The 26,686-nt window shown below is 63.4% G+C and carries 22 protein-coding genes and 1 pseudogene; 5 read left to right on the top strand and 18 right to left on the bottom strand.

Annotated features, from left to right (window positions below; translation table 11 throughout):
* Positions 1–5: 5 nt before the first annotated feature.
* From RIN79_RS16255 to RIN79_RS16240, 4 genes are read right to left on the bottom strand one after another with little or no spacing between them, the layout of a single operon-like run.
* Positions 6–1,673 carry an ABC transporter ATP-binding protein gene (locus RIN79_RS16255; RefSeq protein ID WP_309085724.1) on the bottom strand — a complete coding sequence of 556 codons (1,668 nt, stop codon included), beginning with the start codon at positions 1,671–1,673 and terminating at the stop codon, positions 6–8.
* Positions 1,674–1,684: 11 nt separating this feature from the next.
* On the bottom strand, positions 1,685–2,869 hold the full coding sequence (locus tag RIN79_RS16250) for an ABC transporter permease (RefSeq protein ID WP_309085723.1): 1,185 nt from the start codon (positions 2,867–2,869) through the stop codon (positions 1,685–1,687).
* Positions 2,866–3,879, bottom strand: coding sequence for an ABC transporter permease (locus RIN79_RS16245; protein ID WP_309085722.1), 1,014 nt, complete (start codon positions 3,877–3,879; stop codon positions 2,866–2,868). The genes RIN79_RS16250 and RIN79_RS16245 overlap by 4 nt, the downstream gene beginning before the upstream one ends.
* 59 nt (positions 3,880–3,938) lie before the next feature.
* A complete protein-coding gene (locus tag RIN79_RS16240; RefSeq protein WP_309085721.1) occupies positions 3,939–6,026 on the bottom strand; it encodes an ABC transporter substrate-binding protein in 2,088 nt (695 codons plus the stop codon).
* A gap of 142 nt (positions 6,027–6,168) precedes the next feature.
* Here RIN79_RS16240 and RIN79_RS16235 point away from each other — a divergent pair, with 142 nt between their 5' ends.
* On the top strand, positions 6,169–7,137 hold the full coding sequence (locus RIN79_RS16235; protein ID WP_309085720.1) for a helix-turn-helix domain-containing protein: 969 nt from the start codon (positions 6,169–6,171) through the stop codon (positions 7,135–7,137).
* Between the two features lie 127 nt (positions 7,138–7,264).
* On the opposite strand, the gene RIN79_RS16230 is transcribed toward RIN79_RS16235, so the two are convergent.
* The 3 genes from RIN79_RS16230 to RIN79_RS16220 form a co-directional block, all read right to left on the bottom strand.
* Entirely contained in the window at positions 7,265–8,521 is a 1,257-nt protein-coding gene (locus RIN79_RS16230) for an aminopeptidase (RefSeq protein WP_309085734.1), read from the bottom strand.
* A 108-nt stretch (positions 8,522–8,629) separates the two neighbouring features.
* Positions 8,630–9,370 (bottom strand): SMC-Scp complex subunit ScpB, encoded by a 741-nt coding sequence (locus RIN79_RS16225; RefSeq protein WP_309085719.1) that lies wholly within the window; start codon positions 9,368–9,370, stop codon positions 8,630–8,632.
* Between the two features lie 2 nt (positions 9,371–9,372).
* Positions 9,373–10,338 carry a DUF1403 family protein gene (locus tag RIN79_RS16220; protein WP_309085718.1) on the bottom strand — a complete coding sequence of 322 codons (966 nt, stop codon included), beginning with the start codon at positions 10,336–10,338 and terminating at the stop codon, positions 9,373–9,375.
* A 364-nt stretch (positions 10,339–10,702) separates the two neighbouring features.
* Between RIN79_RS16220 and RIN79_RS16215 the strand changes: the two are divergent.
* Positions 10,703–11,804 (top strand): annotated as a pseudogene (locus RIN79_RS16215) (site-specific integrase).
* A 29-nt stretch (positions 11,805–11,833) separates the two neighbouring features.
* Here RIN79_RS16215 and RIN79_RS16210 read toward each other — a convergent pair.
* The 5 genes from RIN79_RS16210 to repA form a co-directional block, all read right to left on the bottom strand.
* Entirely contained in the window at positions 11,834–12,316 is a 483-nt protein-coding gene (locus tag RIN79_RS16210) for an RES family NAD+ phosphorylase (RefSeq protein ID WP_309085717.1), read from the bottom strand.
* The gene (locus RIN79_RS16205) at positions 12,313–12,744 is read right to left on the bottom strand and encodes a DUF2384 domain-containing protein (protein ID WP_309085716.1); all 432 of its coding nucleotides are present in this window, start codon (positions 12,742–12,744) and stop codon (positions 12,313–12,315) included. The genes RIN79_RS16210 and RIN79_RS16205 overlap by 4 nt, the downstream gene beginning before the upstream one ends.
* Positions 12,745–12,837: 93 nt before the next feature.
* Positions 12,838–14,040 carry a plasmid replication protein RepC gene (gene repC / locus RIN79_RS16200; RefSeq protein ID WP_309085715.1) on the bottom strand — a complete coding sequence of 401 codons (1,203 nt, stop codon included), beginning with the start codon at positions 14,038–14,040 and terminating at the stop codon, positions 12,838–12,840.
* 160 nt (positions 14,041–14,200) lie between these two features.
* A complete protein-coding gene (gene repB / locus RIN79_RS16195) occupies positions 14,201–15,190 on the bottom strand; it encodes a plasmid partitioning protein RepB (RefSeq protein WP_309085714.1) in 990 nt (329 codons plus the stop codon).
* The gene (gene repA, locus RIN79_RS16190; RefSeq protein WP_309085713.1) at positions 15,187–16,398 is read right to left on the bottom strand and encodes a plasmid partitioning protein RepA; all 1,212 of its coding nucleotides are present in this window, start codon (positions 16,396–16,398) and stop codon (positions 15,187–15,189) included. The genes repB and repA overlap by 4 nt, the downstream gene beginning before the upstream one ends.
* A gap of 450 nt (positions 16,399–16,848) precedes the next feature.
* Between repA and RIN79_RS16185 the strand changes: the two genes are divergently transcribed.
* The 3 genes from RIN79_RS16185 to RIN79_RS16175 are packed head-to-tail and all read left to right on the top strand — an operon-like array spanning position 16,849 to position 21,333.
* Positions 16,849–18,966, top strand: coding sequence for a TonB-dependent siderophore receptor (locus RIN79_RS16185; protein ID WP_309085712.1), 2,118 nt, complete (start codon positions 16,849–16,851; stop codon positions 18,964–18,966).
* 4 nt (positions 18,967–18,970) lie between these two features.
* Positions 18,971–20,251, top strand: coding sequence for an MFS transporter (locus tag RIN79_RS16180; protein ID WP_309085711.1), 1,281 nt, complete (start codon positions 18,971–18,973; stop codon positions 20,249–20,251).
* The gene (locus RIN79_RS16175; protein ID WP_309085710.1) at positions 20,248–21,333 is read left to right on the top strand and encodes a siderophore-interacting protein; all 1,086 of its coding nucleotides are present in this window, start codon (positions 20,248–20,250) and stop codon (positions 21,331–21,333) included. Before RIN79_RS16180 ends, RIN79_RS16175 begins: the two co-directional genes overlap by 4 nt.
* A gap of 46 nt (positions 21,334–21,379) precedes the next feature.
* Here the strand turns inward: RIN79_RS16175 and RIN79_RS16170 are convergent, their stop codons facing one another.
* From RIN79_RS16170 to RIN79_RS16145, 6 genes are all read right to left on the bottom strand, one after another.
* Positions 21,380–22,231: a sugar phosphate isomerase/epimerase gene (locus RIN79_RS16170; RefSeq protein ID WP_309085709.1), complete on the bottom strand. Its 852-nt coding sequence runs from the start codon at positions 22,229–22,231 to the stop codon at positions 21,380–21,382.
* 65 nt (positions 22,232–22,296) lie between these two features.
* On the bottom strand, positions 22,297–23,376 hold the full coding sequence (locus RIN79_RS16165; RefSeq protein WP_309085708.1) for an ABC transporter ATP-binding protein: 1,080 nt from the start codon (positions 23,374–23,376) through the stop codon (positions 22,297–22,299).
* 92 nt (positions 23,377–23,468) lie between these two features.
* Positions 23,469–24,575, bottom strand: coding sequence for an ABC transporter ATP-binding protein (locus RIN79_RS16160; protein ID WP_309085707.1), 1,107 nt, complete (start codon positions 24,573–24,575; stop codon positions 23,469–23,471).
* Entirely contained in the window at positions 24,572–24,793 is a 222-nt protein-coding gene (locus tag RIN79_RS16155) for a hypothetical protein (protein ID WP_309085706.1), read from the bottom strand. The genes RIN79_RS16160 and RIN79_RS16155 overlap by 4 nt, the downstream gene beginning before the upstream one ends.
* Complete coding sequence (locus RIN79_RS16150; RefSeq protein WP_309085705.1) at positions 24,790–25,752, bottom strand: carbohydrate ABC transporter permease; 963 nt, start codon at positions 25,750–25,752, stop codon at positions 24,790–24,792. Before RIN79_RS16150 ends, RIN79_RS16155 begins: the two co-directional genes overlap by 4 nt.
* A gap of 1 nt (position 25,753) precedes the next feature.
* Positions 25,754–26,644: a carbohydrate ABC transporter permease gene (locus RIN79_RS16145; RefSeq protein WP_375165953.1), complete on the bottom strand. Its 891-nt coding sequence runs from the start codon at positions 26,642–26,644 to the stop codon at positions 25,754–25,756.
* Positions 26,645–26,686: the final 42 nt, after the last annotated feature.

The following is a 26,686-nucleotide window of genomic DNA, read 5'->3' as shown; positions in this document are numbered from 1 at the left end:
TTCTCCTAGGCGGCAATTTCGAATGCGGCGCGGACGAGCCGGGCCGTGTAGTCGGTCTTGGGGTTTGACAGCACCTCGTTGACGGGGCCCGCTTCCACGATCTTTCCGTGCTGCATCACCATCACGCGATGGCAGAGGGCCCGCACCACCTTGAGGTCGTGCGAGATGAAGAGGTAGCTCAGGCCTTTTTCATCCTGCAGCTTGCGCAGGAGATCGATGATCTGGGCCTGGACCGAGAGGTCGAGCGCCGAAGTGGGTTCGTCAAGGAGGATGAATTCCGGTTCGAGCGCAATGGCTCGGGCGATGGCGATGCGCTGGCGCTGCCCGCCCGAGAACTCGTGCGGGAAACGGTTCAGGATTGTGTCTGCTAGCCCTGCATCGCGGAGAGCCTGGCGAACGCGGTCCACGCGCTCGCGTGTGTTGGCGCCAATCCGGTTGACGATCAGCCCTTCCTCGATGATCTGGCGTACCGACATGCGCGGATTGAGCGAAGCGAAGGGATCCTGGAAGACGACCTGCATGCGCGAGCGCAGCGGCCGCATGGCCTTGCGATCTCTGCCGTGGATCGGCTTTCCGTCGAAGAAGATCTCGCCGCCCTGGTTGTCGATGAGGCGGATGAGCGCCTGGCCGAAGGTGGTTTTTCCGCTGCCGCTCTCGCCGACGAGCCCCAGAGTCTCATGCTTCTTGAGTTTCAGGTCGAGGCTGTCGACCGCCGTCAGCGCGAAATAGTCGGGCTTGAACATGCCGCCACGCCGCAGCGTGTAGACGACTTTTACCCCGTGCCCCTCCAGCACCGTTGGCATGTTCGGCTCGAGCGGCTTGGCCGAGCCCCTGGGCTCGGCCGCGAGCAGGCGCTGGGTGTAGGCGTGTCGAGGATTGCGGAAGAGCGCCTCCGCCGCGTTGTGCTCGCGCACCACGCCATCCTGCATGACATAGACGTATTCGGAGAACTGGCGGACGATGGTGAGATCATGGGTGATCAGGATCACCGCCATCCCGTATTTGTTCTTCAGATCCTTGATGAGGTTCAGGATCTGCGCCTGAACGGTGACGTCGAGCGCCGTGGTCGGCTCGTCGGCAATCAGGATGTCCGGACGGTTGGCGAGCGCCATGGCGATCATCACGCGCTGGCGCTGCCCGCCCGAAAGCTGGTGCGGATATTGCCGGAGCCGCGCGGCGGGCTCCGGAATCTGCACCTCCTCCAGGAGCTGCCGAGCGCGCTCCATGGCTTCCTTGCGCGAGATGCGGTTGTGGAGGTGCAGGATCTCGCAGATCTGGTGTCCGATCGTATAGACCGGGTTCAGCGAGGACATGGGCTCCTGGAAGATCATGGAGATCCTCTTGCCGCGCAGCCTGCGCATCTCCCTTTCGCTCAGGGAAACGATGTCCATGCCGCCGAGCACAATCCTCGTGCCGGGGTTGATGGTGGCACGCCGCGAGAGGAGCCGCATGATGGTGCGCGCCGTGACCGACTTGCCGGAACCGCTCTCGCCAACCAGCGCGATGGTCTCTCCCTTGTGGAGCTGGAAGGAAACGTCGCGGACGGCATTCACCACCCCGCCCTCCACCTTGAAGTCGACGGCGATGTTGCGCGCATCAAGGATGAGTTCGCGGCCGTGGAGACCGAGATCGTGCCGTTCCGGCGGTGCGAAGGCGTTTTTTTCCTGAACCATCGCTCCGCTCCTCAATAGGGATCGATTGCATCGCGCAGGCCGTCGCCCAGCGCGTTGAAGGCGAAGACGGTGATCAGCACGAAGACCACGGGCGACAGGATCCACGGATAGGATCCGATCACCGAAAAGGTGTTGGTGTCCTGCAGCATGAGCCCCCAGGAGATGAGCGGCGGCTTCACCGCGAAACCGAGGAATCCGAGGAAGCTTTCGAGCAACACCACCGTGGGGATGGCGAGGGACACGGCGACGATGATGTGGGAGAGCACGTTGGGCAGGATGTGCCTGGTGATGATGCGGAAGTCGCCCGAGCCAACGGCGATCGCCGCGCGTACATAGTCGATGCGGGCAAGCGCCAGCGTCTTGGAACGCACTTCGCGGGAAAGCTGTGCCCAGCCGAGGGCGGCGAGCACGGCTATGACGAAGGCGATGAAGACGTTCGACGGCGCGGTAAGCGGGACCAGCGAGGTGAGCGCCAGATAAAGCGGCAGCTGCGGGAAGGCGAGCACGAAATCCACGAAGCGCTGCACCCAGGAATCGACCGGGCCACCCAGATAGCCGGACGTGATGCCCACCAGCGTACCGATCACAGTGGTGAGCGTCACGACAGCGAAGGCGATGAACAACGAGATGCGGGCGCCGTGGATACCGCGCGAAAGGATATCGCGGCCGAACTTGTCGGTGCCCAGAAGATGGATCGGACGCCCGTCGGTGGAGCCGAAGAAATGGCGATCGCTGGGGATTAGGCCGAAGAGCTGATAAGCATGTCCTTTGACGAAGAAGCCGACCGGCGTCGGGTCGTCAAGAATCGGCCCGGTGAGCGGCTGGAATGTAACCGGGTCGAACTCACCCGTCTCGCCAATGGGATAAATGCGGGGAATGATGCTGAAGCTGCCGTCAGGGGCCGTGAAGGAGATGACATCCGGCGGCGCGAAGGGGATATGGGTGCCCCGCGGATTCATCGGCGCGAAGAAGTCAGCGAAGATGGTGATCAGCAGGAGCAGGCTGACGAGCACCAGTCCCGTCATGCCGACAAAGGAGCGGCGGAAACGCCGCCACACCAGCGTGGAATAGCTTTGATAGGGGTCCGGAAAGCGCGTGCTGCCGGCTTCTGCGGCAGCCTGCGGCTCCGGCGCTTCGAGCACCGTGCCTGCGGAGGAAGACGGTTCAGCGATGGAGGGGAGAGCCTGCTGGGTCATGCCGCCTTCTCCCCACCCAGACGCACACGCGGATCGAGCATGGCCAGAAGCATGTCGGCGATGATGTTGCCGACGATGAGGGTGGCCGCCAGCACCAGCATGAAGGTTGCCGTCACCCAGACATCGCCGATGGCCATGGAGCCGACGATGGCGGGCCCGACCGTGGCGAGCCCGAAGACCACGGCAACCTCGATTTCGCCCGTCAGCATGTAGGGCAGCACCACGCCTTGATAGGCGACCAGCGGGTGCAGCGCATTTGGGACCGCGTGGCGCATGACGACCGCGCCTTCGGAAAGGCCCTTTGCGCGCGCCGTCTCGATATATTGGGCGTTCAGAACGTCAAGCAGGTTTCCGCGCATCACCCGCATGTTGTAAGCGAGCCCGCCGAAGGTGGCGATGAATACGACCGGCCAGATGTGCTGGACGAGATTGACGAACTTGTCCCAGCTCCAGGGCGCGCCGCCATAGCGGGCGGAGAAGAACATGCCAACTTCCGAGACGTTGAGACGGAAGACGAGGATGTAGAGGATGATGATCGCCAGCAGGAAGCGCGGGATCGTCATGCCGAGGAAGGAGATGAAGCCGAGGAGCGTATCCACCCAGCTATACTGCCGTGTGGCGGCCAGGATGCCGAGCGAGATGCCCACGAGCGAGGCAAGCAGATGGCAAGTGAGCGCCAGCGCGATGGTGGCCGGCAGGCGCTCGGCAACGACTGTAGCGACGGGCTTGTTATAATAGAAGCTGTGGCCGAAATCGAAGCGGGTAACGATCCCGTAGATCCAGTCGATGTAGCGGACGATCAGCGGATCATCGAGCCCGTGCGCCTCGCGATAAGCCTGAGCCTGCGCTTCCGCCTGCTCGACCGAGGCGCCGCCCTGGTTGATGGCCATCGCCCGGATATAGTCGGCGTAGTCGCCAGGCTTTACCTCAATGATGGCGAAAGTGACGATGCTCAGGACGAAGAGGATCGGGATCGCTCCCAGGATCCTGACGGCTAGAAATCTCAGCATGCCGCTCATCCGCTCCAAAGGGGGTCAGGGGAATCCCCTGACCCGGCTGGCATATCGGCTCAGGTGACGGGCCCTTCCCCTCCGGGCTCACCCGGCAGGGATTCGGGATGAAGCTCGTAGTCCTGCTGCCGATCCTGAGGCACGAAGACGCGCTCGCGGATGATCGAGTCCTCGGCCCAGTTGTACATGGAGATCGGCGTTCCCGCCGGGATGTTGGCGAAGCGCTTGTTGATGATGAGCGCGCCCGGATACTGGGTTAGGCCAACGGCATAAACATTCTCGGTGTAGACTTTCTGGAACTGCTTCATGATCTCGGCGCGTTCGTTCAGGTCCGGAGTGCCGACGAACTTGTTAACGAGGTCGACAAGCTCCTGCTCGAAGGGAAGCAGGTCGAGCGTGCCGTCCTTGCCGGCGCGGTGGAACTGGTGCACCTGCGGACCCGTGGGCGCGAGCTGCGCCGTCCTTTGCACAACGGTGGCGATCTCCTCCGTCTGGCGCAGAACCTGCCAGTCGAAGCGGCCGGACTGGTAGAGCGCGTCGCGGGACGGGCCCTGCTGCAGGTTGACGATGATGCGCAGTCCGAGAGGCTGCATCATGTTCACCACGCCTTCCGCCAGGTTGCGGTCGGTGTTGTAGTCCGTGTTGGCGAGGAGCGTAATCTCGATATCGCCTCCGCCGGCCGTGCCTTCGGGGAAGTTGCGGATGCCGTTGCCGTCGATGTCCTTGAGGCCAAGCCCGTCAAGCAGCGCGTTGGCCGCATCGAGATTGTACGGGTAGTAGGCGGTGGACGCTTTGTCGTAATAGGTCGTGCCGGCATAGAGCCCGCCCGGATAGATGGCCGTGAAGGGTCCGCGCACCAGCGATTCGCCCAGCCGCTGCCGGTCGATCGCCATGGTGACCGCCTTGCGGAAATCGAGCTGGCGGTTGAGTTCGCGCACGGCCTGGCCGCGCTCATCCGGCTCACCCCAGCCATTGGCCGACATGTTCATCTGCAGCGCATAGCCGATGGTGCGCGGCCCGAACTGCAGCCGTGCAGGGGCGGACTCTTCGGCGCCGCGGCGCAGCGCCTCGACGAAGCTCTCCGGCTGCTCCAGGTTGGAGAAATCACCGGAACCGGCCACCGCTTGGACGTCGCGGTCGGCCCAAGTGGACAGCCGGTAGTGCACCTCGTTGAGGTAGGGAAGCTGGTTCCCCTGCTCGTCGACCTTCCAGTAGTAGGGGTTGCGGCGCAGCACAATGATGTCGTCCGGCCGGTATTCCACCGGCACCCACGCGCCCATGACCGGCCAGTTCATGAAATCCGGCGGGAAGGCGTTCTTGTATTCGTCATAGGTCATGTCCGGATTGTATTTGGGATGCTTCGGCTTCAGGAGGTGTGAAGGACCCGGACAGAAGGTGCCGTATGCCATTGAGTAGAGATATTCGGTGGGCTTCGGCTTGGTGAATGTCCACCGGATCGTGTAATCGTCCACCTTTTCGAGCGTCGTTCCCTCGCCGAATGTGGCGGGTGATGCGCCATTCAGCGGCGTAACATTGGGATCGACGACATTGTCTTCCCAGTAGAACATCACATCTTCGGCGTCGAACGGGTCGCCGTCCGACCATTTCGCCCCTTCGATCAGGTGCATGGTGAGTTGCAGCCCGTCGTCGGACCATTCCCAGCTCTTGGCGAGGTTTGGCATTGGCTGCAACTCTTCCGCCTTCACCTGGAAGAGCGGCCCGGTGCGCGTAAGGCATTCCATCATGCCGATGTCGATGCCGCCCCAGCCCTGCGTCTGGCCGGCAAGATAGTTCCAGCCCTCGGGCCGGCCGCCGATCACGTGCCGCATGACATCGCCATAGACACCAACGCCATCGGGCATGTTGGCGATCTTGTATACCAGCGGCTCCTTGGGCAGCCGGTCCTTGACCGGCGGGAGCTTGCCCGTCTCGACAAACTTCTTCGTCACCCATTCGGGTTCGCGATACTCGGGCAGCGCCTTGAATTCGAGGATATCGGAGATGCCGACGAAGACCGGCTCGCTCTGCGCCGGAAACTCCGGCGGATCGGGCGGCGTCGTCGGCGCCACCGTTTGTGCCAGCACCGAATATGCGGAAACGCCCAACAGAAGACCTGCCCCGCTGAGAGCAATCAGCTTGCTGTTCATGTATCCTCCCTTTCGCTCAAACCGGTCTCCCGGAACTTTCGTCCAGGCACAACCGCGTGCACCTTGACGGTATCCCTTGCGCTTCCACACGCAATCCGGTTTTCTAAGCACCCGTTCCGGGATTTAAAGATCGAGTTGCGAGATGGCGGTGATTGCTGAGAGCGGGCCGGAGAAGGGGAAGACGGTGCGAAAGCCGGGCGCGCCGCGACCGGTGCCGCGTCCCGACCGGACCTTTTACGCCAAGACCAAGGCCTTTGGCAGGTTCGGAATCCGCTGGTTCGACCCGAAGCTCATGCCCGAGCAGCACTGGCACGGGCACGTCGAGTTCAACTGGTTCACCGAGGGGGGCATGACCTACCGCTTCGACGGCCGGCTGGTGGAAATTCCCGCACAGCGCCTGGTGATGTTCTGGGCGGGCATCCCCCATCAGACGGTTCATATCGATCACGGCCCCAGCGGCAATGCGCGCCAGTGCAACGTGTATCTCCCGCTCGACACGTTCCTGCATATGCCGCATCTGGGAGAACTGACGGAAGCAATGATCGGCGGCGGGATCGTGATGCTGCCAGAAGATGCAGTGGACGATGCGATCCTGGAACGCTGGTACCAGGACTATCGCAGCGGCAATGCCGAACGCGCCGACATCCTGAAATCCGAGATCGCAAACATGCTGCGCCGCACCGCGCTTGTGGGCTGGGAGGAACTCCTGCCGCCCTGGATCGAGACGGTGAGCCCCTCGATGCGCGGAGCCTCACCACTGCGCTATGTGGTGGCCATGGTGCGTCACATCCTGGAAAATCTCTCGGAGCCGCTCAGCGCGCGCGACTTGGCTCGCGTGGTGGGGCTCCACCCGAACTACGCCCTAAACCTGTTCACCCGGGTCATGCGCATTCCCATCCGCCGCTTCATCATCCGCATGCGGCTGATCCGGGCGCGTGCTCTGCTCTTCGAGGGCAATGTATCCATAGCCAACGCGGCGTTTCAGTCAGGCTTTGCCTCGCTCAGCCAGTTCTATGCGCATTTCCGCGCGGCTTACGGCATAACACCGCTTGAGATGCGGCAGAACCTGCTGGCCAGCAGCAAGGATGCTGGAAGGACGGGAGAAGAATGAGCTCAACCCACTGTCTTAGGAAGGCGTCCGCCGGCTCAAGGCCGGCAGCTGAAACAAAAAACGAGTCGACACCCCGCCAAAAGCTGCGGCGCCGGCGCGACGGTCCGCCGGCCGACTGCCCACAACCTCAGACCCACTCGCCTTGGCGGAACACGGGCACGCGGCTTCCGTCCACACGAACGCCGTCGATATCGATAGTGTTCGAGCCGATCATCCAGTCGATATGGATGAGGCTCTTGTTGCCGCCTTGCGCGGCGATTTGCTCGGGCGTGAGCTTGTCGCCGTCGACGAGGCATTTCGAATAGCACTGACCGAGCGCGATATGGCAGGACGCGTTCTCGTCGAAGAGCGTGTTGAAATAAAGAATGCCGCTCTTCGAGATTGGCGAGGAATGCGGCACCAGGGCAACTTCACCGAGACGGCGCGCGCCCTCATCCGTATCCAGCACCTTGTTCAGAACTTCCTCGCCGCGCGCCGCTTTGGCCTCGACGATCCGGCCCGCCTCAAAGCGCACCGCAATCCCGTCAATGAGAGTGCCCTGGTAGGAGAGCGGCTTGGTGCTCACCACATGCCCTTCGACCCGCAGCGCGTGTGGCGTCGTGAAAACCTCCTCGGTCGGAATATTGGGGTTGCAGAGAATACCATTCTTGGCCGTCGAGGCACCGCCCTGCCACTGATGGCCGTCCGCAAGGCCAATTGTCAGATCCGTCCCCGGGCCGGAGAAGTGCAGCGCCTGGAATCGCTCGCCATTGAGCCACTCCGTCCTTCTGTGCAGCGCCTCGTTGTGCGCCGCCCATGCGGAGATCGGATCATCGCCGTCCACCCGCGAGGCCGCGAAAATCGCCTCGGCCAGCTTGGCTATGGCGACGCTCTCCTCATCGTCAGGAAAGACCTGCCTTGCCCATGAGGCGCCTGGATAGGCGATGATGTTCCAATTGATGTCGAAGCCGGCGATCTTCTCGAGCGCGGGTTGATAGGCGATCGACTTGGCTTTATTGGCGCGCGCGACCTTGTCCGGATCTTCGCCGGAAAGAAGCATCGGATTGTCGCCCACAACGGCGAGGCGAGCCGTGTTGGCCGAAAAGGCCTTCCCCATCCCCTCGTAGAGCCAGACCGGCGCACGGTCGAAGCTCAGATCCGGGCCGGACCGGAAGCGGGTCAGCGTGATCTCCTCATCCGCGAGGAGGGGCGTGACGAGGCCCGCGCCAGCTTTGTAGGCGTGCTCGGCGATACGGCGCACCAGCGGCAGTGCGGCGACGGGCGCCGTGAGGAGAAGGTCCTGCCCCGGCTGCAATCTCAGCCCGACTTTAATGGCCACCTCGGCCAGCCTGTCGAGCTTCACCGGGTCGACGCTTGTGATGCTGTTCTGCGGATGGATCGTCATGAGTTCGAACTCGCGCATGGCACTTGTGGATGATCTGGTGTTTGCTTCACAAAACGGCGATGGGCAAGCCACAACCAACGCATATGTCCATTCTCCTGACGCTTGTTCTCACGCCCTTGAGCCATCCCGGCGAAGGCTGAACTCCTCCGCGTCAAGGAGGTTTGCGCCGCCTGCTTTGACCCAGTCGCTCCTCTCATCCCCCGAGCCGTCGTCTGCACCATCGAAGACCGGGGCCATGTTTCCTTCCAGCAGGCTTTCCTTACCAAGCAGGCCGGCATCCTCCAACGCCTCAATATTGGGCAGGTCGCGCAGCGAATCGAACCCGAACTCGGATAGGAATGCCTTGGTCGTCACATAGGTGTAGGGCGCACCGGGTTGGGGGCTGCGCGGACCGGCAGCGATAAAGCCGAGCGCACGCAGCGAGCCGATCAGGTCGCGGCTCACCTCCCGGCCGAAAAACTGGCCGAGCTCAGCTCGGGTTATCGGCTGGTAGTAGGCGATACACATCAGGACGAGCGCTTCGGAGGGTGAAAGCGGCTGCGCGTCGCCGCCGTTTCCCGTCGCGGCGCGGATGACATCGCGATAGGCCTTCTTGGTGCGATGCTGCCAGCCGCCGGCAACCGCTACCAGCTCGTAGGGGCGGTCGCGCAGTTCGCCGCGGATATCCTCGATGAGCAGGTCTATGCTGCAGTTCCTGCCCACCACCCGCGCCAGCGCCTCGCGCTGGACCGGCTCCGGCGAGGCAAAGATCACGGCCTCCACCCGCGCCATCCATTCGCGCCAGCGCAGGTCTGGCGGCAGCTGCTCGAGTTCCCTGTCGACCAGCCCCGACTCAGCTTCGCGCGCCATCGTCACAGCCCGTAGATGCGGAAGGTGGGGCGGCCGGAGAGTTCGCGCACGGCACCGAATGCGCTCAGCCGCTCGAACAGGCGGCGCGCGGCAAAGCGCGACAGTTTCGCGGTCTTGAGTGAGCCGGAGACGGAATCGTCCTCGAGCAGCATGCGGACGGCGTCCCCCGCGCCTCTGGCACGCAGCTTCGGCGCGACGGCGGCCAGCCGCTCGGCACGGCGTGCCATCTCAGCGCCGAGCCGGCACGCATCCGCCGCGCCCTGCGCCAGGCCGAGACAGACGGCCCTCGCGAACCCCTCCGCTCCCGGCCGGATCCACTGACGCCGCGGCGCACCGGCGCGGAATGCCGAAGAATGCATCTGCGCCGCAAGGAGCGGAACCGCCCGCGGCCAGCCGAGGCACCGTGCGACCAGAAGATCGGCAAGCCACCAGCCGAGTGGGCCGGCATCGGAGCGGAGCGCATGTATCTCGGCCATGATGGCGGCGGCGGCGAACGGAGCACCCCTCTCCTCGGCGGCAAGCGTCGCGATCCTGTCTGTCAGGGCGGCTAGATCGGCACCCCACCGGATGCCCAGCAGTTCTGCTACGTCCGGGAGGCGTTCGGCACCGATCTCCGGTGGGGTCGCCGCAAGGTGCCGCCACGCCTGCAAAAAGCCGCCGCCGGGGCCAAGCTGAAAGACCTCGCCACTTGGCTTCCGCAGCGCCCAGAGATCGCGCAACGCCGCTTCATCCTCCCTCCGCCCCGCGATACGCGCCGCTGCGGCAGCGCATTTCAGGGCAAGCCGATGCCGCCAGGCACCGGCCCAGGCCGGCTGGCTGCGGATGATCAAGTCGAGGCAAGTCAGGGCCGCGCCGGCAATGAAGGCCGCCTGCGCTTCGTCGGTCACCGCTTCGGTTCCCGCCGCCCAGGCAGGCACGGACGGCAGCAGTGCGGCTGGGGTGAGGGCAGGAAACCGAATCGCGTCCATGCTCCGAACCTAACACTTCCTGTGCGCTTTTCATCATGATCTCTGGTGCAATCCGCACCGGGCGTCGTGGTGTAGGAATGTCCGATAAGATTGTTATTATCGGACGCGCTGTGCTTCATGTAAGAAACGGCCGTTCTCGTGCAGCGGAGCCGCGCAACAGATGCTCAGCGGCGCGCGCTCTCGATAGGGGCTGTCAGAAGTTCTGGTTGCGCACGGCGACAGGTAGAATGCCGATTCGAGAGGCGATATCCGCAATGGTGCTGGACATCAAAGATCGACTTGTGGTGGCTTTGCCCCAGTGTTCGCAGAGTCGCTCCCGCGGAAAGGCGAAGAGTTCGCCGGAGCCGACCTTTACGCCGCGCCGATGAGCCAGAGCGAGCCGAAGTCACCGATCGTCAGCGCGCAGGATGACCTGCCTGACGTCGTCGAGCTTATCGCGGAAATGGGGCGCGCACCTCCGCCCTCCTCCCCTCCCCTACCGGCACATCTGGAAAAGCTTGCCCATCGTGCCCGCGATTATGTAGAGGCGGCGAGCTCGGCCAACACACGCCGCGCGTATAGTTCGGACTGGCGTCACTTCACGGGCTGGTGCCGCCGGCAGAATCTCCCCCATCTCTCGCCAGATCCGCAGGTGGTCGGGCTCTACATCACTGCCTGCGCTTCGGGAGACGCAACAGCGAACCGGAAGCCGAATTCGGTCGCTACCATCGAGCGGCGCCTTTCGGCGCTGAGCTGGAGCTATGCGCAGCGCGGCCAGCCCCTCGACCGCAGGGACCGCCACATTGCCACCGTGCTTGCCGGCATCCGCAATTCTCATGCCCGGCCGCCTAGGCAAAAGGAGGCCATCCTCCCGGAGGACCTCCGTGCGATGCTGGAGACGCTCGAGCGCGGGACGCTGCGCGGCCTGCGCGATCGAGCCATGCTGCTATTGGGCTTCGCAGGAGGGCTGCGGCGTTCGGAGATCGTCGGCCTCGATGCCGGACCGGACCAGACGGAGGACGGGTGCGGCTGGGCCGAGATCTTCAAGGACGGGGTACTGATCACATTGCGCGGCAAGACCGGGTGGCGCGAAGTCGAGGTCGGGCGTGGTTCGTCCGACGCCACCTGCCCGGTCGTCACGCTTGAGACCTGGCTCAAACTCGCTCGCATCGCGCATGGGGCCGCTGTTCCGCCGCGTGACCGGCGAAGGAAAGGGTGTCGGTTCCCGCCGGCTGGCCGACAAGCAGGTCGCCCGCCTGGTCAAAAGTGCCGCATTGGCTGCCGGGGTACGGGGCGACCTTCCCGAAGGAGAGCGGTCAGGAAGATTTTCCGGCCATTCCCTGCGTGCCGGCCTTGCGTCCTCGGCGGAGGTTGACGAGCGTTATGTTCAAAGGCAGCTCGGCCATGCCAGCGCGGAGATGACCCGTAAATACCAGCGCCGGCGCGACCGTTTCCGTGTCAATCTCACCAAGGCCGCAGGCCTCTGACGGGCGGCAAAAGGCCCCCTCCCCTGCCGCTATATGCCGAACAGGCGCCGATCCCAGAAGACGGGCGCGTGCAGGCTTGCCTCGATGGCAGGGAATTCCGGATGAGCTGGATTGATCAGCACATTGCGATCAAGTCGCGCAACGACGCTTGGCACCATGAGAACCGCGCTGCGTTTCTCAAGGCACCAGCCCTCGCCGAAGGTCTTGCTGACGGTCGCGGGCATGCTGTCCCAGCCCGGCAGGGCCGGTGGCGAGAAGATCTCGTAAGTCAGCCCGCGCGGAATGGTGATCTCGATATAGTGCTGATTGGGCGGCAAGCGACCGCTACCGTGCACGAGCTTCTCGAGCAGGGCGGTCGAGTAGTGCTCGCTTGCATAGATGACGGGGCTGCCGGAAGTGTTCCACCGTCCTGGGGCGATGGTGGAGCCGGTCGCGTCAAAAATGGGATAAGCTCCGTCCGGGTCACCAATGCGAAAGCACGACAGCGTGCGATCGAGAATCTGCGCCGTCACGCGGCGCTGCCATATTTCAGGCTGCCCAGGATATCGATGACCAGCTCCGCGCCGAATTCATTCTGAATCACGACGTCGACCGGCCGCCTGTCCTCGATCATCGGATGCGGCCGAAACAGGAAATCGCGCGCATCGTCTTCGCTCCGCCAGACGTCGAGGGCAAGACTCCAGACCCGAGCCACGCGCGCCAGCCGCGTTCCCTCCTCCGACGAGAGGCGGCGGGCGGACTTCCGGCGCTCATAGGTCGCCTTGGGGACCAGTCGATACTTGAACTGAGCATCACCAGGCGCGAGGAGCTGCGCGATGCGATCGAGCGCCTCAATGGGCAGGCCGTGCTCGATCCGGTTGATGAGCCCGAACGGCGACCGGGCCGCCACCTCCTTGGACGGAAGGCCCAACACATCCGCGACATTTGCAACAGCCAGCATCACTGCCTCCATTCACCTGAGCCCAAATATAGCCTCACATGAGGCGGGCAACAAGTCCCGACCCTCGGTTCGCGCTCAGCCCATCCACCTCCCTCACCCGGTCTTTCGCGAATTTCCACCGCTGGCCTTCAGCGCGGCCATCAACATGGGCCCGACAGAGAATTCACCTGCCCTCGCCTTCTCCGTCAGCGCCCGCAGATATCCGCCCGCCGAATTGATATGCTGCGCCCGCTGCAGGATGCAGGCAATGACGATCGAGGTTGTTTCCCGCCCCATGACGAGGCAGGCATCTCCGTAGGCTGACGGAGACACACCCAGATAGCCCCTGACCTGAGCGGCGGTCTCCATCAGGTCGCGCCAATTGGCTATACCGTCAACGGCGTAGTCGAGGATCTCCGGGCAAGCCTTCAGCACCAGCCCTAGCGGATAGGTTTTCGCCGGCTCGGCTCCCGCAGGATTTGGCTCGGCCGCCCCGCTTTTCTCCAAAGCAGGTTCAAATTCAAGGATGCATTCGGTGTTTGAATTAGAATGCTGCCGCTCGCTTTGGGACTCATTGCCGCTCGGATTCGTAAAATTCATCTGCCTTTCCAGCAGGATGTCCACCTCCTCGCGCAAGCCTGCGAGATCGGCCACGACCGGCTCCAGCTCCGCAACGGAGGCGCGGCGCGGAATAGCCTCGACTATGGTCCGGAACCGCCCCCAGAGACCGCCCCAGTCGCCCGGCACATGTTCCTCGACGGCCGCCTCGATGAGCTTCTGGATGTCCCTGCGGTAGAGCGTGATGCGTTCGCGCATGAGTTTCAGCGCCCTGTTGTCGGCGCGAACGCGCTCAGCGGCCGCCTGGAACTCGTCCGCCCGCGCCAGTAACGGGGCAAGCGAGAACCCAAAGGCCTCCTCGACCTCCCCTCCCCTCCCCTTGCGGGCGTACCGCTTCCCGTTGGGGCTATCGCGACGGATGATCAGGCCGCAATCCACGAGAGCCGCCAGGTGCCGCCTGAGCGTGGAATCCGGCATACCGTGAGCCCTGAGCGAAAGCTGCACATTCGAGGGAAACACGATCAGCCCGTTTTCCTCGCTGAGATCATTGTCCGGATAGAACGACAGCAGCGCGCTGAGCACCGCCAGCGCACGATCTCCGACGCCCACAAGCCCCTTGGCCTCGCAGAGGTTGCGGTAGAGCTGCCACTTGTCGACGGCGCGCCCTGCAGGGATTTCCCGCGCCTCCTTCTGCGCCGCCAAGATGGCAAGCGCCATCGGCCGCCGCCCGAAGGGCGTCGTCGCAATTCCCGTCTCCATTTCTCTTCACCCTTTCATCGGGCAAAAGAAATCTGCTCGCCGAATCGACGCTTAGGACTCTTGACAGTGATTCGCGGAAATGAGATTCTCTGTGTTGCTAGCTACAGAGAAGGGCTTCCGCGACGGCGACGTTCGGGGGCCTTTTTCTTTTGCGGTTGATCTACTCCTGCTTCAAACCTCGTTGTGTCTGCCAATCAGCATAGAGTTCGTCCAGCCGATCGGCGAGATACCCTCCGAACCCGTCCTGCGAGGTCAGCGACAAGGAGAGCGTCTTTCCGTTGTCCTTGATCTTCGCCGCCGTCGCCCCGTTCTTTGGCTTCCATTCCTTCAGGGTGCTTGCCGGCCGCGCTTTCTGCGAGACGGCGGCAAGAACCAGCATGAAACGTTCATCGGAATCCAGGCTCCTGAACCTGTCTGTCCGAACTGCTTCTCTTGCCGTTTTCAGCGGCCTCTCGCCCGCCAGCTTTTCCGCCAAGTCCAGCCAGCGGCGCCTGCCGGTGGCGGGAGCAGCGCCGATTGCTTTCACCAGGTCGTCCGGCACGCTCTTGGCGACCGACAGCAGCTTCGACAATTCTGTCTTGTCGGTAGACAAGGCCTGCATGATGACGCTTCGCGCAAAGCCTCTTGCCTCGAGGCTAGAGGCAAAAACCGCTCTCTCGATATAGGAGAGGTCCCGTCTCGCGGTATTTTCGATGCCTTGTGCGATGACGAGTTCGTCGTCTGTCAAGGGACGGACGACCGCCCTCACCTTTCGATTCAGAAGCCTTACTGCCTGCAGCCTCCTATGGCCGTAGGCGACCTGATAGCGGCCTTCGAACCGCGGATGCTGCCGGACCAGGATAGGCACTTCCTGCCCGTTGGCCTCGATGGATTTCACCAGATCGTCGTCTTCCAGCACCTCGCCTTCGAGGCGATCGCGCACAATGGAACTGTCGATAAGCGCGGGATCGAGCTCGACGACCTTTTCGCCCGACTTGAGCGCCTCCTGAAGCTCCCTTGCCTGCTGATCCATGCGGTCAAGCGCCAGCCCCATCGTGCGGACGGGGCCCGCCAGGACACGCCCCTCCCGCTCCTGATCCGCAAAGTTGGCCGCGGCCAACTCGCGGCTTGTCTCAGCGAAAATGCCGGACAACTTCTCCCGCCTGCTCATGTGCGGCCCCATACCTGCTTGATGTTCGCGAGTATCTCGCCATTGACCGCATCCAGCGACTCGAGCGCCCTGTCATAGGTCGAACGGCGGACCTGCCCCCGCTCGATCTCATAGAGCGTCTGCTTCGTCAGGCCCGCGTCGGCGATCGCAGTCGATTTCAGGACGGTCGCGGCAAGCACCTCGCCGCCGAACATGCTCCGAAGCAGGGCTACGATCTGCGCCTGCGGTCCGTCGTGGGGCTCGTGCCTGGTGACCACATATCGGATGAAGTCGTGATTGAGATCGCCGCCGGCCTTTCGGACCACGGCCATCAGATCCGAGGTCATCAGCAGGAACTGCGACATCGAGGCGACATCCACCATTTGCGGGTGGATGGTGATCAGGAGCGACGTTGCCGCGCAGACAGCCCCGAGCGTCAGGTAGCCGAGCTGCGGCGGACAGTCGATCACCACGATGTCGTAGTCGGCATCCACCTCGGCAAGAGCGATGCCGACTCGCCTAAAGAAGATGTCACTCTGCCCCATGCGCCGTTCGACGAGCGCCCGCGGCGTCTCGTGTTCGAACTCCATCAGCTCCAGATTTCCGGGAACGAGGTCGAGCCCGGCGAAATAGGTCTTGCGGATGATCTCCCTGAGCGGCCGCCTTCTTTCGTCATAGCGGATGGCGCCGTAGAGAGTGTCTCCCTCCGAAAGATCGAATTCGGGCTGCACCCCCAGCATCGAGGAGAGGGATGCCTGGGGGTCCAGATCGACGGCCAGCACCCGATACCCTTGCAGGGCCAGATACTGCGCCAGGTATATGGATGTGGTCGTCTTCGCCGATCCGCCCTTGAAGTTGGCTACCGCGATGGTCTGAAGCTTCTCGCCGCGCCGCCTCCAAGGCAGGAAGTTCAAGGTGTCCCTCGGCTTCGAGGCTGCTAGGAAGTGGCGGAGCTCGTTGACTTGTTCCAAAGTGTAGGAACGCCGACCGGTCGCGGAAACTTCCGGCGCGGGGCCTTTCCCATCAATCGACAGCTGGCGGAGATACCCGTCCGATACGCCGACCAGCTGAGCTGCTTCGCCCGACGTGAACGTCTTCATGCTCTTCGTCGAGGATGGTGGGAAAAGCCTCTCGCGCAGCATTTGCAGCTGTTTGGAAAGCTGCCTAGCATGCTGCGAGATTCGCGCATCCGAGGAAATTGCTGTCGAGACGTCTTGTTTCTGCAACATCGATTTTTCCTTTCGATGCGCTTTTTAGCCCAGCTATGTTTAAAAAGCGTATCGATGATGACATGATTCGCTAACCATTGCCAACGAGCGGCCCGCAGCGGTCGGCTTTGCCGGACCCATCGCCTTCCACCCACGTGATCGGGCCCCGGACCTGTGAGTCAGAGCTTTGCGGTTATTCCGCCGGTTCGGATGATGGAGTTGGCCGCGGCCAACTCGTCCGAAGGGACAGCTTCACCCGGCAGACGTGGTTGTCACGAGGGGAGGGGAGGGCGCGAGACTTGCCTGCGGAGCTCGCGTTGCTTGCTCCAGCTCGACCGACTGGCAGACTCCTCTCTCTGTAAGTTGACATGAGCAGTCACCTTTACTATCAGTGCCGTCCGGCAGCCACGCCCCTGCATCGGGCGAAGCAACCTCAGAACAAATCAGTTGCTTGCAGGGGTTTTCTTTCCCATGGCTGTCCGTCCGCGTTGCCGTCGGCTCAAGCTCGTCCTTCTGGCTGCATCCGCGCTCTCCTACCCGATGGGACCCGTTCTGGCCCAGGAGGCACCGACGCGCCTCGAGCGCCTCGAGGTGGAGGCTGAGAGCGACGACATCCTGGTGCAGGACGGCTATGTCGCCAGGCAGGATCGCGTCGGGACCAAGGTGGACACGCCGATCGCGGACATTCCGCAGGCGATCTCGGTAGTGACACAGGACCAGATCGAGGACCAAAAGCCGCGCACGCTTAACGAGACCCTCGGCTATACCGCAAGCGCCAATCCCAACAGCTTCGGTTTCGACAGCCGGTACGACGCCTTCTATCTCCGCGGCTTCCCTGCCCACTACAACGGCTTGTTCCGGGACGGCCTGCGTCAGTACAACGGCCCGTCCGCATGGTTCCGGACTGAGCCCTACGGGATCGAGGGTCTCACCGTCCTGAAGGGGCCAGCCTCCTCGCTCTACGGGATCAGCGGCCCCGGAGGCATCGTCAATCTTGTCACCAAGCGGCCGAAGGACGAGCAGTTCCGCGAGGTCGAGTTGCTGTTCGGCGAAAACGACCGCTACCAGACGGCGTTCGACCTCTCGGGGCCGGTCAATGAAGATGGCACCTTGTTGTACCGCCTGACCGGCTTGGGCCGTCTGTCCGAGACGGAGCTTCCGGGCTATCCCGACGACAAGCTCTATCTGGCGCCGGCATTCACTTGGCAACCGGATGAGGACACCAAGCTGACGGTGCTCGGGGAGGTGTCCCGCGCGGTCACCGGCGGCACCGCGTTTTTCTACAATCCGGCCTACGGTCAGGTATCGAACATCTATGAAGGCGATCCGGCCTGGAACGACTTCACCGGCCAACAGGCCCGTATCGGATACGAGTTTGAGCACCGCTTCAACGATCTGCTCACGGTCCGCCAGAACCTTCGCTTCAGCACGGTAGATGCCGACCTTGAATATAGCGGGCACTATCCCGCCGATCCGGCAGACCCCGACCTGCTCGCCCGCTATTGGGGACACTATAAGGAGGACATGAGGAACTTCGTCATGGACAACATGGCGCAGTTCGAGTTCGACACTGGGCCTGTCAGCCACGTGGCGGTCGCCGGGATCGACTACGGCTGGTCGGACTACGAGGCTCACAACGGGGTCTCCTACACCTCCGTCGATGACGCCGCTGCAATGCCGCTGTCCTTTTCCGGCAGCCAGACCATGCATCAGGCAGGTATCTACCTGCATGACCAGATGCAGTGGAATGGCTTTACCCTGTTCGCCAGCGGCCGCTACGATTGGGCCGACAGCCGGAGCACCGATCATCTATTCACTGAGCACGATCAGACCGATGAGGCGTTTTCCGGCCGCATAGCCCTGTCTTACAGAACCGAGTGGGGCATCATACCTTATGCGAGCTATTCCACCTCGTTCTCGCCCAATATCGGCTTCGTCTATGACGGTGTAACCAACGAAAGGCGGGTGGCGCGGCCCACCAGAGGCGAACAGATCGAGGTCGGCGCGAAATACGAGATCCCCGACTACGACGCGACTTTCGGCGCGGCCGTCTTCAATATCGATCAGACGGACGGCGTCGTTTTCGACGGCACCTTTGACGATGCCGGCAACCAGCGGCAGCGCCAGCTCGACCTGAACGCCCGGGGTTTGGAACTGGAGGCTGCCGCTTCCTTCGACAACGGCTTCGGCCTCATCGCCTCCTACACCTATATGCGCATGAAGATCGAGAAAGGCGCGCCTGGAACAGAAGGCAATGAACTCTCCTCCACGCCCAATCACATTTTCTCGCTCTGGGGCCACTACACGTTCCAGTCCGGCGCGCTGGCGGGTCTCGGGCTCGGCGCCGGCCTCCGCTATGTCGGCGAAAGCTACGGCGACGACCTGAATTCGTTCGAGAACGACGACCGCATCTTCGTCGACGCAGCACTGTCCTACGATTTCGGCGCGAACCATCCGAACCTCGACGGCCTCATGCTGCAGGTCAACGCGAAGAACCTCTTCGATGAGCGCAAGCCGATCTGCACGGCTGGCAACTGCTACTGGGACGAGGGCCGCTCGGTCTTCGGCAGCCTGCGTTACAGGTTCTGAACCGATGGCCAGGAACCTTGCCGCCTTGCCGTCGCCCTCCGCCGTCGTGCTGGCGGTGGGCGGCCTCTATGTGGCGCAGAGTGTCATCGGCGGCGTCACCTGGGCAGGCCTGCCGGCGGTCCTGCGCGACCGGGGATTGCCGCTCGACAGCGTGGGCCTGCTGTCTCTCATCGCCTTGCCCTGGGCGCTGAAATTCCTCTGGGCACCCATGGTGGAGCGTTACCGGCTGCCGCCAGTCGGCCGCAACCGGTCGGGCATGATCGTCATGGCCGGTGGCGGGCTTTCCATCCTTGGCTTCGGCATCGTCGGCGCGCTCGGCCCGGAATCGCTCGGTCCGGTCCTCGCCTGCCTCACGGTCATCGCCTTTGCCGCCGCCACCGTCGATATCGCCTGCGACGGCTATGCGGTCGAGAGCCTGCCCCGCGAACAGCACGGCTGGGTCAATGCCGCCCAGGTGGGCGGGGCCTATCTCGGCGCAGCGATCGGCGGGGGACTCTTTCTCGTCCTTGCCGCCGCCTATGGCTGGGCCGTCGCGGTCTGGGCCATGGCCGCGCTTCTTGCCTTCCTTGGAATACCTTTCCTCCTGACCCGGGGCAGGGGAGGGGCCTATGAGCAGCGTTCGCACGTCCCGTCGCTGGCTTCCGCCCTGCGCCGGCCCGAGATCCGCCGCGGCCTCCTGGTGGCCGCCCTCTACGTGCTGGCCCAGAAAACGGCTATGATGATGGTAGGGCCGTTCCTCATCGACGCGGGGCTTGACCTTGCGACCGTAGGGTTGGTGAACGGTGTTGGCAGCATGGTCGTCGGACCGGCGGCGGCACTCGCCGGAGGCGCACTGGTCCGGGCGTTCGGCGCCCGCCCAGTCCTGCTCACGGCGCTGCTGCTGCAGGCTGCGGCACTCTTCTTCTTCGCCGCGCGCGAAGCCTATCCCGCACTACCGAGCTGGGCACTCGTCGCCGTCGCGGTCGCCGGCTCCTCCGGAACCATGGCGCTTGGCTTTGTGGCACTTTATGCCCAGTTCATGCACTGGTCCGACCCGCGCCAGGGCGGCGTCGATTTCACCCTGTTCCAGTCCGTGGACGCGCTTGTGAGCATGGCGGCAGGCGTCGCGGCGGGTTACGCAGCGCAGCACCTCGGCTATGGCCTCTTCTTTGCCGGCGCGGGGCTGGTCGCGGTGGCCGCGGCGCCGGCAATCGCCATCGCCTCCGGCCGCGGGGCTACAGACGGCGCAAGGTCCTTGCCGCAAACTCCTCCGGCCATACCCATATCCGTCGGAGAAGGCCGGTGAACGCAAATCTCACTTTGCGTGCGCAAACTGCGATCTCCCTGGCCAATCCGTCCGAGGTGATGGCAAGGCTGCGCGACCATTTCATCGAACACGGCACCGTGTCCGGTACCGACGACAACTGGAGGGTCGTCTTCGACATAGGCGTGGCGGAGGCGCTCGCCGGCGAGGGCGCGATCCGTTTCAGCGTCGCAGCCGCCGATGCGACCTCGCTCGCTTACCTGCAATGGGGCGTGGCCGAGCATGTCAGCGAATTCGCACCCGGCGAGACGCCCGAGATCGTCTGGGCCGGCGGCGCGCAGCCCGGCGCGCCGCTACCCTATTTCCGAGAGATGCGGGTCTTGCGCGCAACGCAGATCACGCCGCGCATTCGCCGCATGACGCTAAAGGGCAGCGATCTCGAGCGCTTCAGCCATGGCGGCCTGCATGTGCGCCTGTTGCTTTCGCCTGAAAAGGGTGTGAAGCCGGTCTGGCCGGTGATGGCCGCCGACGGCCGCCAGGCGTGGCCCGACGGGCCACGGCCGGTCGCCCGTGTTTACACCATCCGCTGCATCGATGTGGATGCGGGCGAGGTGGACATCGATTTTGTGCTCCACGAAGGCCATGAGACGCCCGGCGCCAGCTTCGCGCGCGAGGCCGATCTGGGAGATGTGGTGGGCATGATCGGACCCGGCGGGGGCGAGCTGCGCGAGGCCGACCGCTACCTGCTCGCCGGCGACGAAACAGCGCTTCCGGCGATCGGGCGCATGCTCGAGGAAATGCCTCCGGGCAAGAAGGTAATCGCATTGATCGAGATCGCCGACAATGCCGAGCGGCAGGAGCTTCAAACCCAGGCGGATCTCGACCTGCGCTGGCTCCCGCGCGACGGCCAGGCGGCTGGCACAACGACCCTGCTCGCCGACGCGGTTAAGGCGCTCGACCTTCCCGGCGATGATTCCCTGTTTGTCTGGACAGGATGTGAACACACCGCCGCCCGGGAGATCCGCACTTATTTGCGCAGGGATTGCGGGCTGCCGCGCCGGAGCAATCTGGTCGCTGCCTATTGGCGGCGGGGGGTGGCCGGCGAGGTGGAAGAACACGACTGAAGCTGCCCCGGAGCGGGCAGGGGAGGGCAGACCGTCGTAACCAGCTTCAAGCGGCGTGCGCCCAGCCCTCCCGAATATGTCGATAGCCCTCCCGATAGACCGCTTCCTGGCTTTCGGCGAAGTCCCGCCACACTTTGGTGGCCGCTGCGAGTTCCTTGAGCGACCGCCCGAACGCTTCGATGGTGAGCCAGCCGTCATAGCCGCTCCCGCGGATCGCTGCGAAGGTTTCTTGCCAGGGGATGTTGCCGCGCCCCGGCACACCGCGGTCATTCTCGGAGATATGGACATGAACGATGTTGTGGGCATTGCGCAGGAAGGCGCCGATGGGATCGGCTTCCTCGATATTGGCATGGAACGTGTCGTACATGGCCCTGACGTGAGGGTGGCCTATCTCGTCGATATGCGCAGAGAGCTCGTCCATCGTGTTGAGGAAATAGCATTCGAAGCGGTTAAGGGCCTCGAGCGCGACGGTTACGCCGCGGGCGGCCGCATGGTCGCCAATCGCCCGCTGGGAGGAGACGGAACGCTTCCGTTCCGCCGGGGTAGGGCCCGTGCCCGTGAAATGGCCGAGGGTGGAGTGTAAAGGTCCGCTCAAAGTAGAGGCGCCGAGCGCGGCGGCGCAGTCGATTGCCCATCGCATATGGTCTATGCCGGCCTTCCGCTCGGCGGCAACCGGCGAGATAAGGTTTTTGCGCGGATCGCCAATGGCGGAAACCGCCGTGCGCTCCAGCCCGATGCGGTCGAGCAGGGCACCCAGCCGGCGATATTTATCCGACGTTCCTACGAACACCGGAATTTCCACGCCGTCGAAGCCGGCCGTCTTGATGTCGCGCAGAAGAGCCTCGTGCTTCCCTGAAACGCTTGTCGTCCAAAGAAACATGCACATTCCGATTTTCACTGGTCCCTCCCGCGGCCGACACGCCACGCTGCGCCCTGAACCCTGACTATCCCTCGACTGCTGCGCTAACCTGCGTGCCGCAAGCTGAGGCCGCTAGCGGAATCGAACAGGAGGACCTTCTCCGGATTCCAGGCAAAGCTAACGGTCTCGTCCACTGCCACGTTCATCCGCGCCGGAACCGTGGCGCGCAGAGTCGCCTCGCCCGCAACGAGCGTCAGGATCTTCTCCACCCCATGGTTTTCCACGTCGTGGATCATTGCTGCGATCGGCGCGCCCGGCTCGACGAAAATATCCTCGGGTCGAATGCCGAAGATGAGCGGCCTCCCTTCCGCGGCGCTGGCGACCTGGCCGTTGAGCGGCAGCTCGAAATTGCCTGGCGCCACCACTGCCCGGCCGCCGACCAGCCTTCCCTCCACCAGGTTCATTGGCGGCGAGCCGACGGAGCGGGCGACGAACGTGTTGCGCGGATTGTTGTAGATTTCCTGCGGCGTTCCGGTTTGCACCAGCCGGCCGCGGTCGAGCACGCCGATCTTGTCGCCCATCGACATTGCTTCGATTTGGTCATGGGTGACGAAAAGGAACGTCGCGCCAAGTGTCATCTGCAGGTTCTTGAGTTCCGTGCGCAGCGCCTCGCGCAGCTTTGCGTCGAGCGCCGACAGCGGCTCGTCCATCAGGAAGACGCGCGGCTTTCGCACGATGGCGCGGCCGATGGAGACGCGCTGCATCTCGCCGCCCGAGAGCCTGTCCGTCTTGCGGTCGAGCAGGTGCTCGATGCGCAGCGTCCGGGCCGCTCGTGCAACGCGCTCCTTGATCTCGGCGGGCTCTACCCGGCGGAGCTTCGGCTTCAGCGGGAATTCCAGGTTCTCGCGCACCGTATAGCGCGGGTAGAGAGAATATTGCTGCAGCACCAGGGCCACGTCGCGCTCCGCAGCGCCCCAGTCGCCCACATCGACCCCGTCTATGAAGATCTGGCCCTCGGTGGGCTTTTCCAGGCCAGCAATGAGTCTTAGCGTCGTCGTTTTGCCGGCTCCGGTCTGGCCGAGCAGCACGAAGAACTCGCCATCGGCAATCTCCAGGTCCAGGCCGCGAAGCGCGGTGTGCTCGCCGAATTTCTTGGTGATGTTTCTGAGCTGGATATGGGCCATGGATCAGTTCGCCCCCAAAGAATAATGGCGGCGCCGTGGAGAGGTGGACGCTCCGAGCGCATCCTCTCTCTGAAGCAACAGGGCGATCGCCATTACAGCCTCACCCCGAGCGATCGGCCGCTCTGTGTGTCGAAGAAATGCGCCTGCACGGGGTCGATGCGCGCCCACACCCGCTCACCCGGTCGCGGCACGAACCCGCTCTTGGTGCGTGCGCGCAGCATCTGCGACCCGACCTGAAGGTCGACGATATCGTGGGACCCGAGCGGCTCGATGATACGCGCCTCCACCGGCAGGAAGCCTTCGCGCGGTTCCCGCTCGACGGCAATCCCTTCGGGGCGGATGCCAAGGGCGATTCCGTTGCCGGCACTGCCGGCCGGTAGGCGGCCGAGAAGATCGCGCGGAAAGGAAAATCCTTGCTCCGCGCCCGCCATCCTTACGCGCGCTTCACCATGCTCCTCAGCTACATGTGCCTCGGCGATGTTCATCACCGGGCTGCCCACAAACTGCGCGACAAAAAGGTTTGCCGGGCGGGAATAGACCTCTTCGGGCGTCCCAACCTGCTGCAGCACTCCCTCATGCATGATCACGACGCGATCCGCGAGCGACATGGCCTCCACCTGGTCATGCGTTACATAGATGGTGGTCGAGCCCTGCTTCATATGCAGGCGCTTTATCTCGGCCCGCATCTCCTCGCGTAACTTGGCGTCGAGCGCGCCGATAGGCTCGTCCATCAAGAGCGCCTTCGGGCTGCGCACCAGGGCGCGGCCGATGGCCACGCGCTGCATGTCGCCGCCCGAAAGCGCCGACGGCCTGCGCGAAAGAAGAGGCGTGATCTGCAGGATCTCCGCCACCTGCCGCACCGCCAGGTCAACCTGCGCCTTGCTTTGACGCGTCGCGCGCAATGGGAAGGCGATATTCTCGTAAACCGTCATATGCGGGTAGAGAGAGAAGGACTGGAACACAAAGGCGATGTCGCGGTCGGCAGCCTTGAGGTGCTGCACCACCTTGCCGTCGATGAGGATGTCGCCCCTGTCGATCGTCTCGAGACCCGCGATGGCGCGCAGGGTCGTCGTCTTGCCGCAGCCCGAGGGACCGAGCATGACGATGAACTCGTTGTGATCGATGAACAGGTCAAGGTTCCTGATGACCTGCACCTCACCGAAGAACTTCTCGACGCCGCGAAGCTCGATCTGCGTCATTGGCCGGGCCTCCCCTCATAGGGGTCCACCTCCTGCGGCCCGGCCTCCGGCCCGATCTTGGAGGTGATCATGAAAACGACAAGGCCGATGAGTGTCAGCGTGATGCCGTAGCGATGCAGAAAAAAGCTCCAGGGCTGGCAGAGAGCGGCGATGCCGAAGATCATTAGCGCCTGCGAGCCCGGCGCCAGATATTTCTGATTCAGCCTGCGAAAGCTCATTTGCGGATCGCTCCAAAGGACATGCCGCGCAGAAGGTGATTGCGAAGCAGGAAAGTGAAGATGGCGACCGGCAGCAGGAACAGGAACGTGCCGGCGGCGATCACTGTCCAGTCAGGAAGGCCCGAGCCCACCTGGCTCGGGATGAAGGGCGGCGCGGTCTGCGCTTCGCGGTTGGTCAGGATCAGTGCGAACGCGTATTCGTTCCATGCCGTGATGAAGCAGAAGACCGCGGTGGCGGCGATGCCTGTGGCCGCTTCAGGCAGCACGATCTTGAAGAAGGCCTGCATGCGCGTATAGCCGTCGACCAGCGCCGCCTCCTCGTATTCCCTCGGGATCTCGTCGATGAACCCCTTCATGAGCCAGACGGAGAAAGACAGGTTGAAGGCGGTGTAGAGGATGATCAGTCCGGCATGGGTGTCGTTGAGGCCGACCGCGCGGTACATGAGGAACATCGGGATCGCCACCACGATCGGTGGCAGCATGCGCGTCGACAGGATGAAGAACAGGAGATCGCTCTCGCCCTTCACTTTGAAGCGGGAGAAGCCGTAGGCCGTAAACGTGCCCATGCCGACGGCGAGGATCGTCGAGATCGTCGCCACGATGAGCGAATTCAGGAACCGGTCGGGATAGCCGGACAGCTGGACCTCTCCCGTCCTTCCGGAGCGCACCAGCCGCTCGCCGTCGTCATAGACGAGCTTTTCCCACCAGGGAGCTTCGTCATAGACCTCCGGAGCGACCGGCTCGCGCAGCTGCGAGCGCCGCACGAATAGCTTCACGAAGGGCGTGATCTCCGGCTCGAAAAGCACGGTTGGCGGCACGCTCGTCGCCAGCTCGCGCGGCTTGAAGGCGGTGGAGGCGATCCAGTAGATCGGCGCGAGGAAGATCAGCGTCACGATCAGCACGCATACGATGGCGAGCCGGTTGAGCGCTCTTTCGGTGGATGTCCTTACCGCGGCCATCTCAGCGCTCCTTCACCTTGTTCAGGTACTTCACGTAGATGTTGGTGATCGCCAGCACCATGATCAGCATGATGTAGGCAAGCGCGCAGGACATGCCCGTCTGCCACTGCTGGAAGGCCATCTTGTAAAGACGGATCGAGATAACCTCCGTCGTCGGCTGGCTCGACAGTACGAAGGCGAGATCGAAGGTCTTGAACGCCTCCATGGTCCTGAAGATGATCGCGATCATCAGGATCGGCGCGACCAGCGGCAGCGTGATGCGGAAGAAGGTGTAGAGCGGCCCGGCTCGGTCGATCGCCGCCGCCTCGTAGAGATGCTTGGGCACGGCCGACAGGCCGGCAAGCGACAGGAGCATCACGAAGGGCGACCACATCCAGATATCGACGATGGCAACGGCGTAGAGCGCCATGTCGGGATCGGATAGCCACTCGAATGTGCCAAGGCCGAGCGCGTGGTTGATGATGCCGAAGTTCGGGCTGTAGAGCAGCTTCCAGAACAGGCCGACGACTGCCATGGAGAGCATCATCGGCAGGAGCAGGAGCGTCGTGATCAGGCCCTTGAAGGGGATCGTGCGGTTGAGCAGCATGGCCACGCCGAAACCGACCAGGACCTGCCCGACGACCGAGATGATCACATATTTCGCGGTGATGACGAAGTTCGACCAGATGAAGGGGTCGTTCAGGAGCTCGCGATAATTCGCCAGACCGACGAATCTGGCAGGCGCGTTCATCGAGGCGCGGAAGTCGGTGAAGGAGTATCCCAGCGAGTAGATCAACGGAAAGACGTTGAAGATGATCAGGAAGGCGATCGTCGGGATGATGAAGAGGTTGCGGATCGCAAGATCGCTCATGCCGCGGGCAGCGGCGCGCGATTTCGGGTCCAGCGTTGCCATCACTGCGGTCGTCAAAGCGCTGCTCCTCCCCAGAGCCTGCTA

Source organism: Chelativorans sp. (genome assembly GCF_031180965.1).
Classification (GTDB): domain Bacteria; phylum Pseudomonadota; class Alphaproteobacteria; order Rhizobiales; family Rhizobiaceae; genus Chelativorans.
Note: the sequence above shows the minus strand (reverse complement) of the source record. Positions and strands in the feature narration are given on the sequence as shown.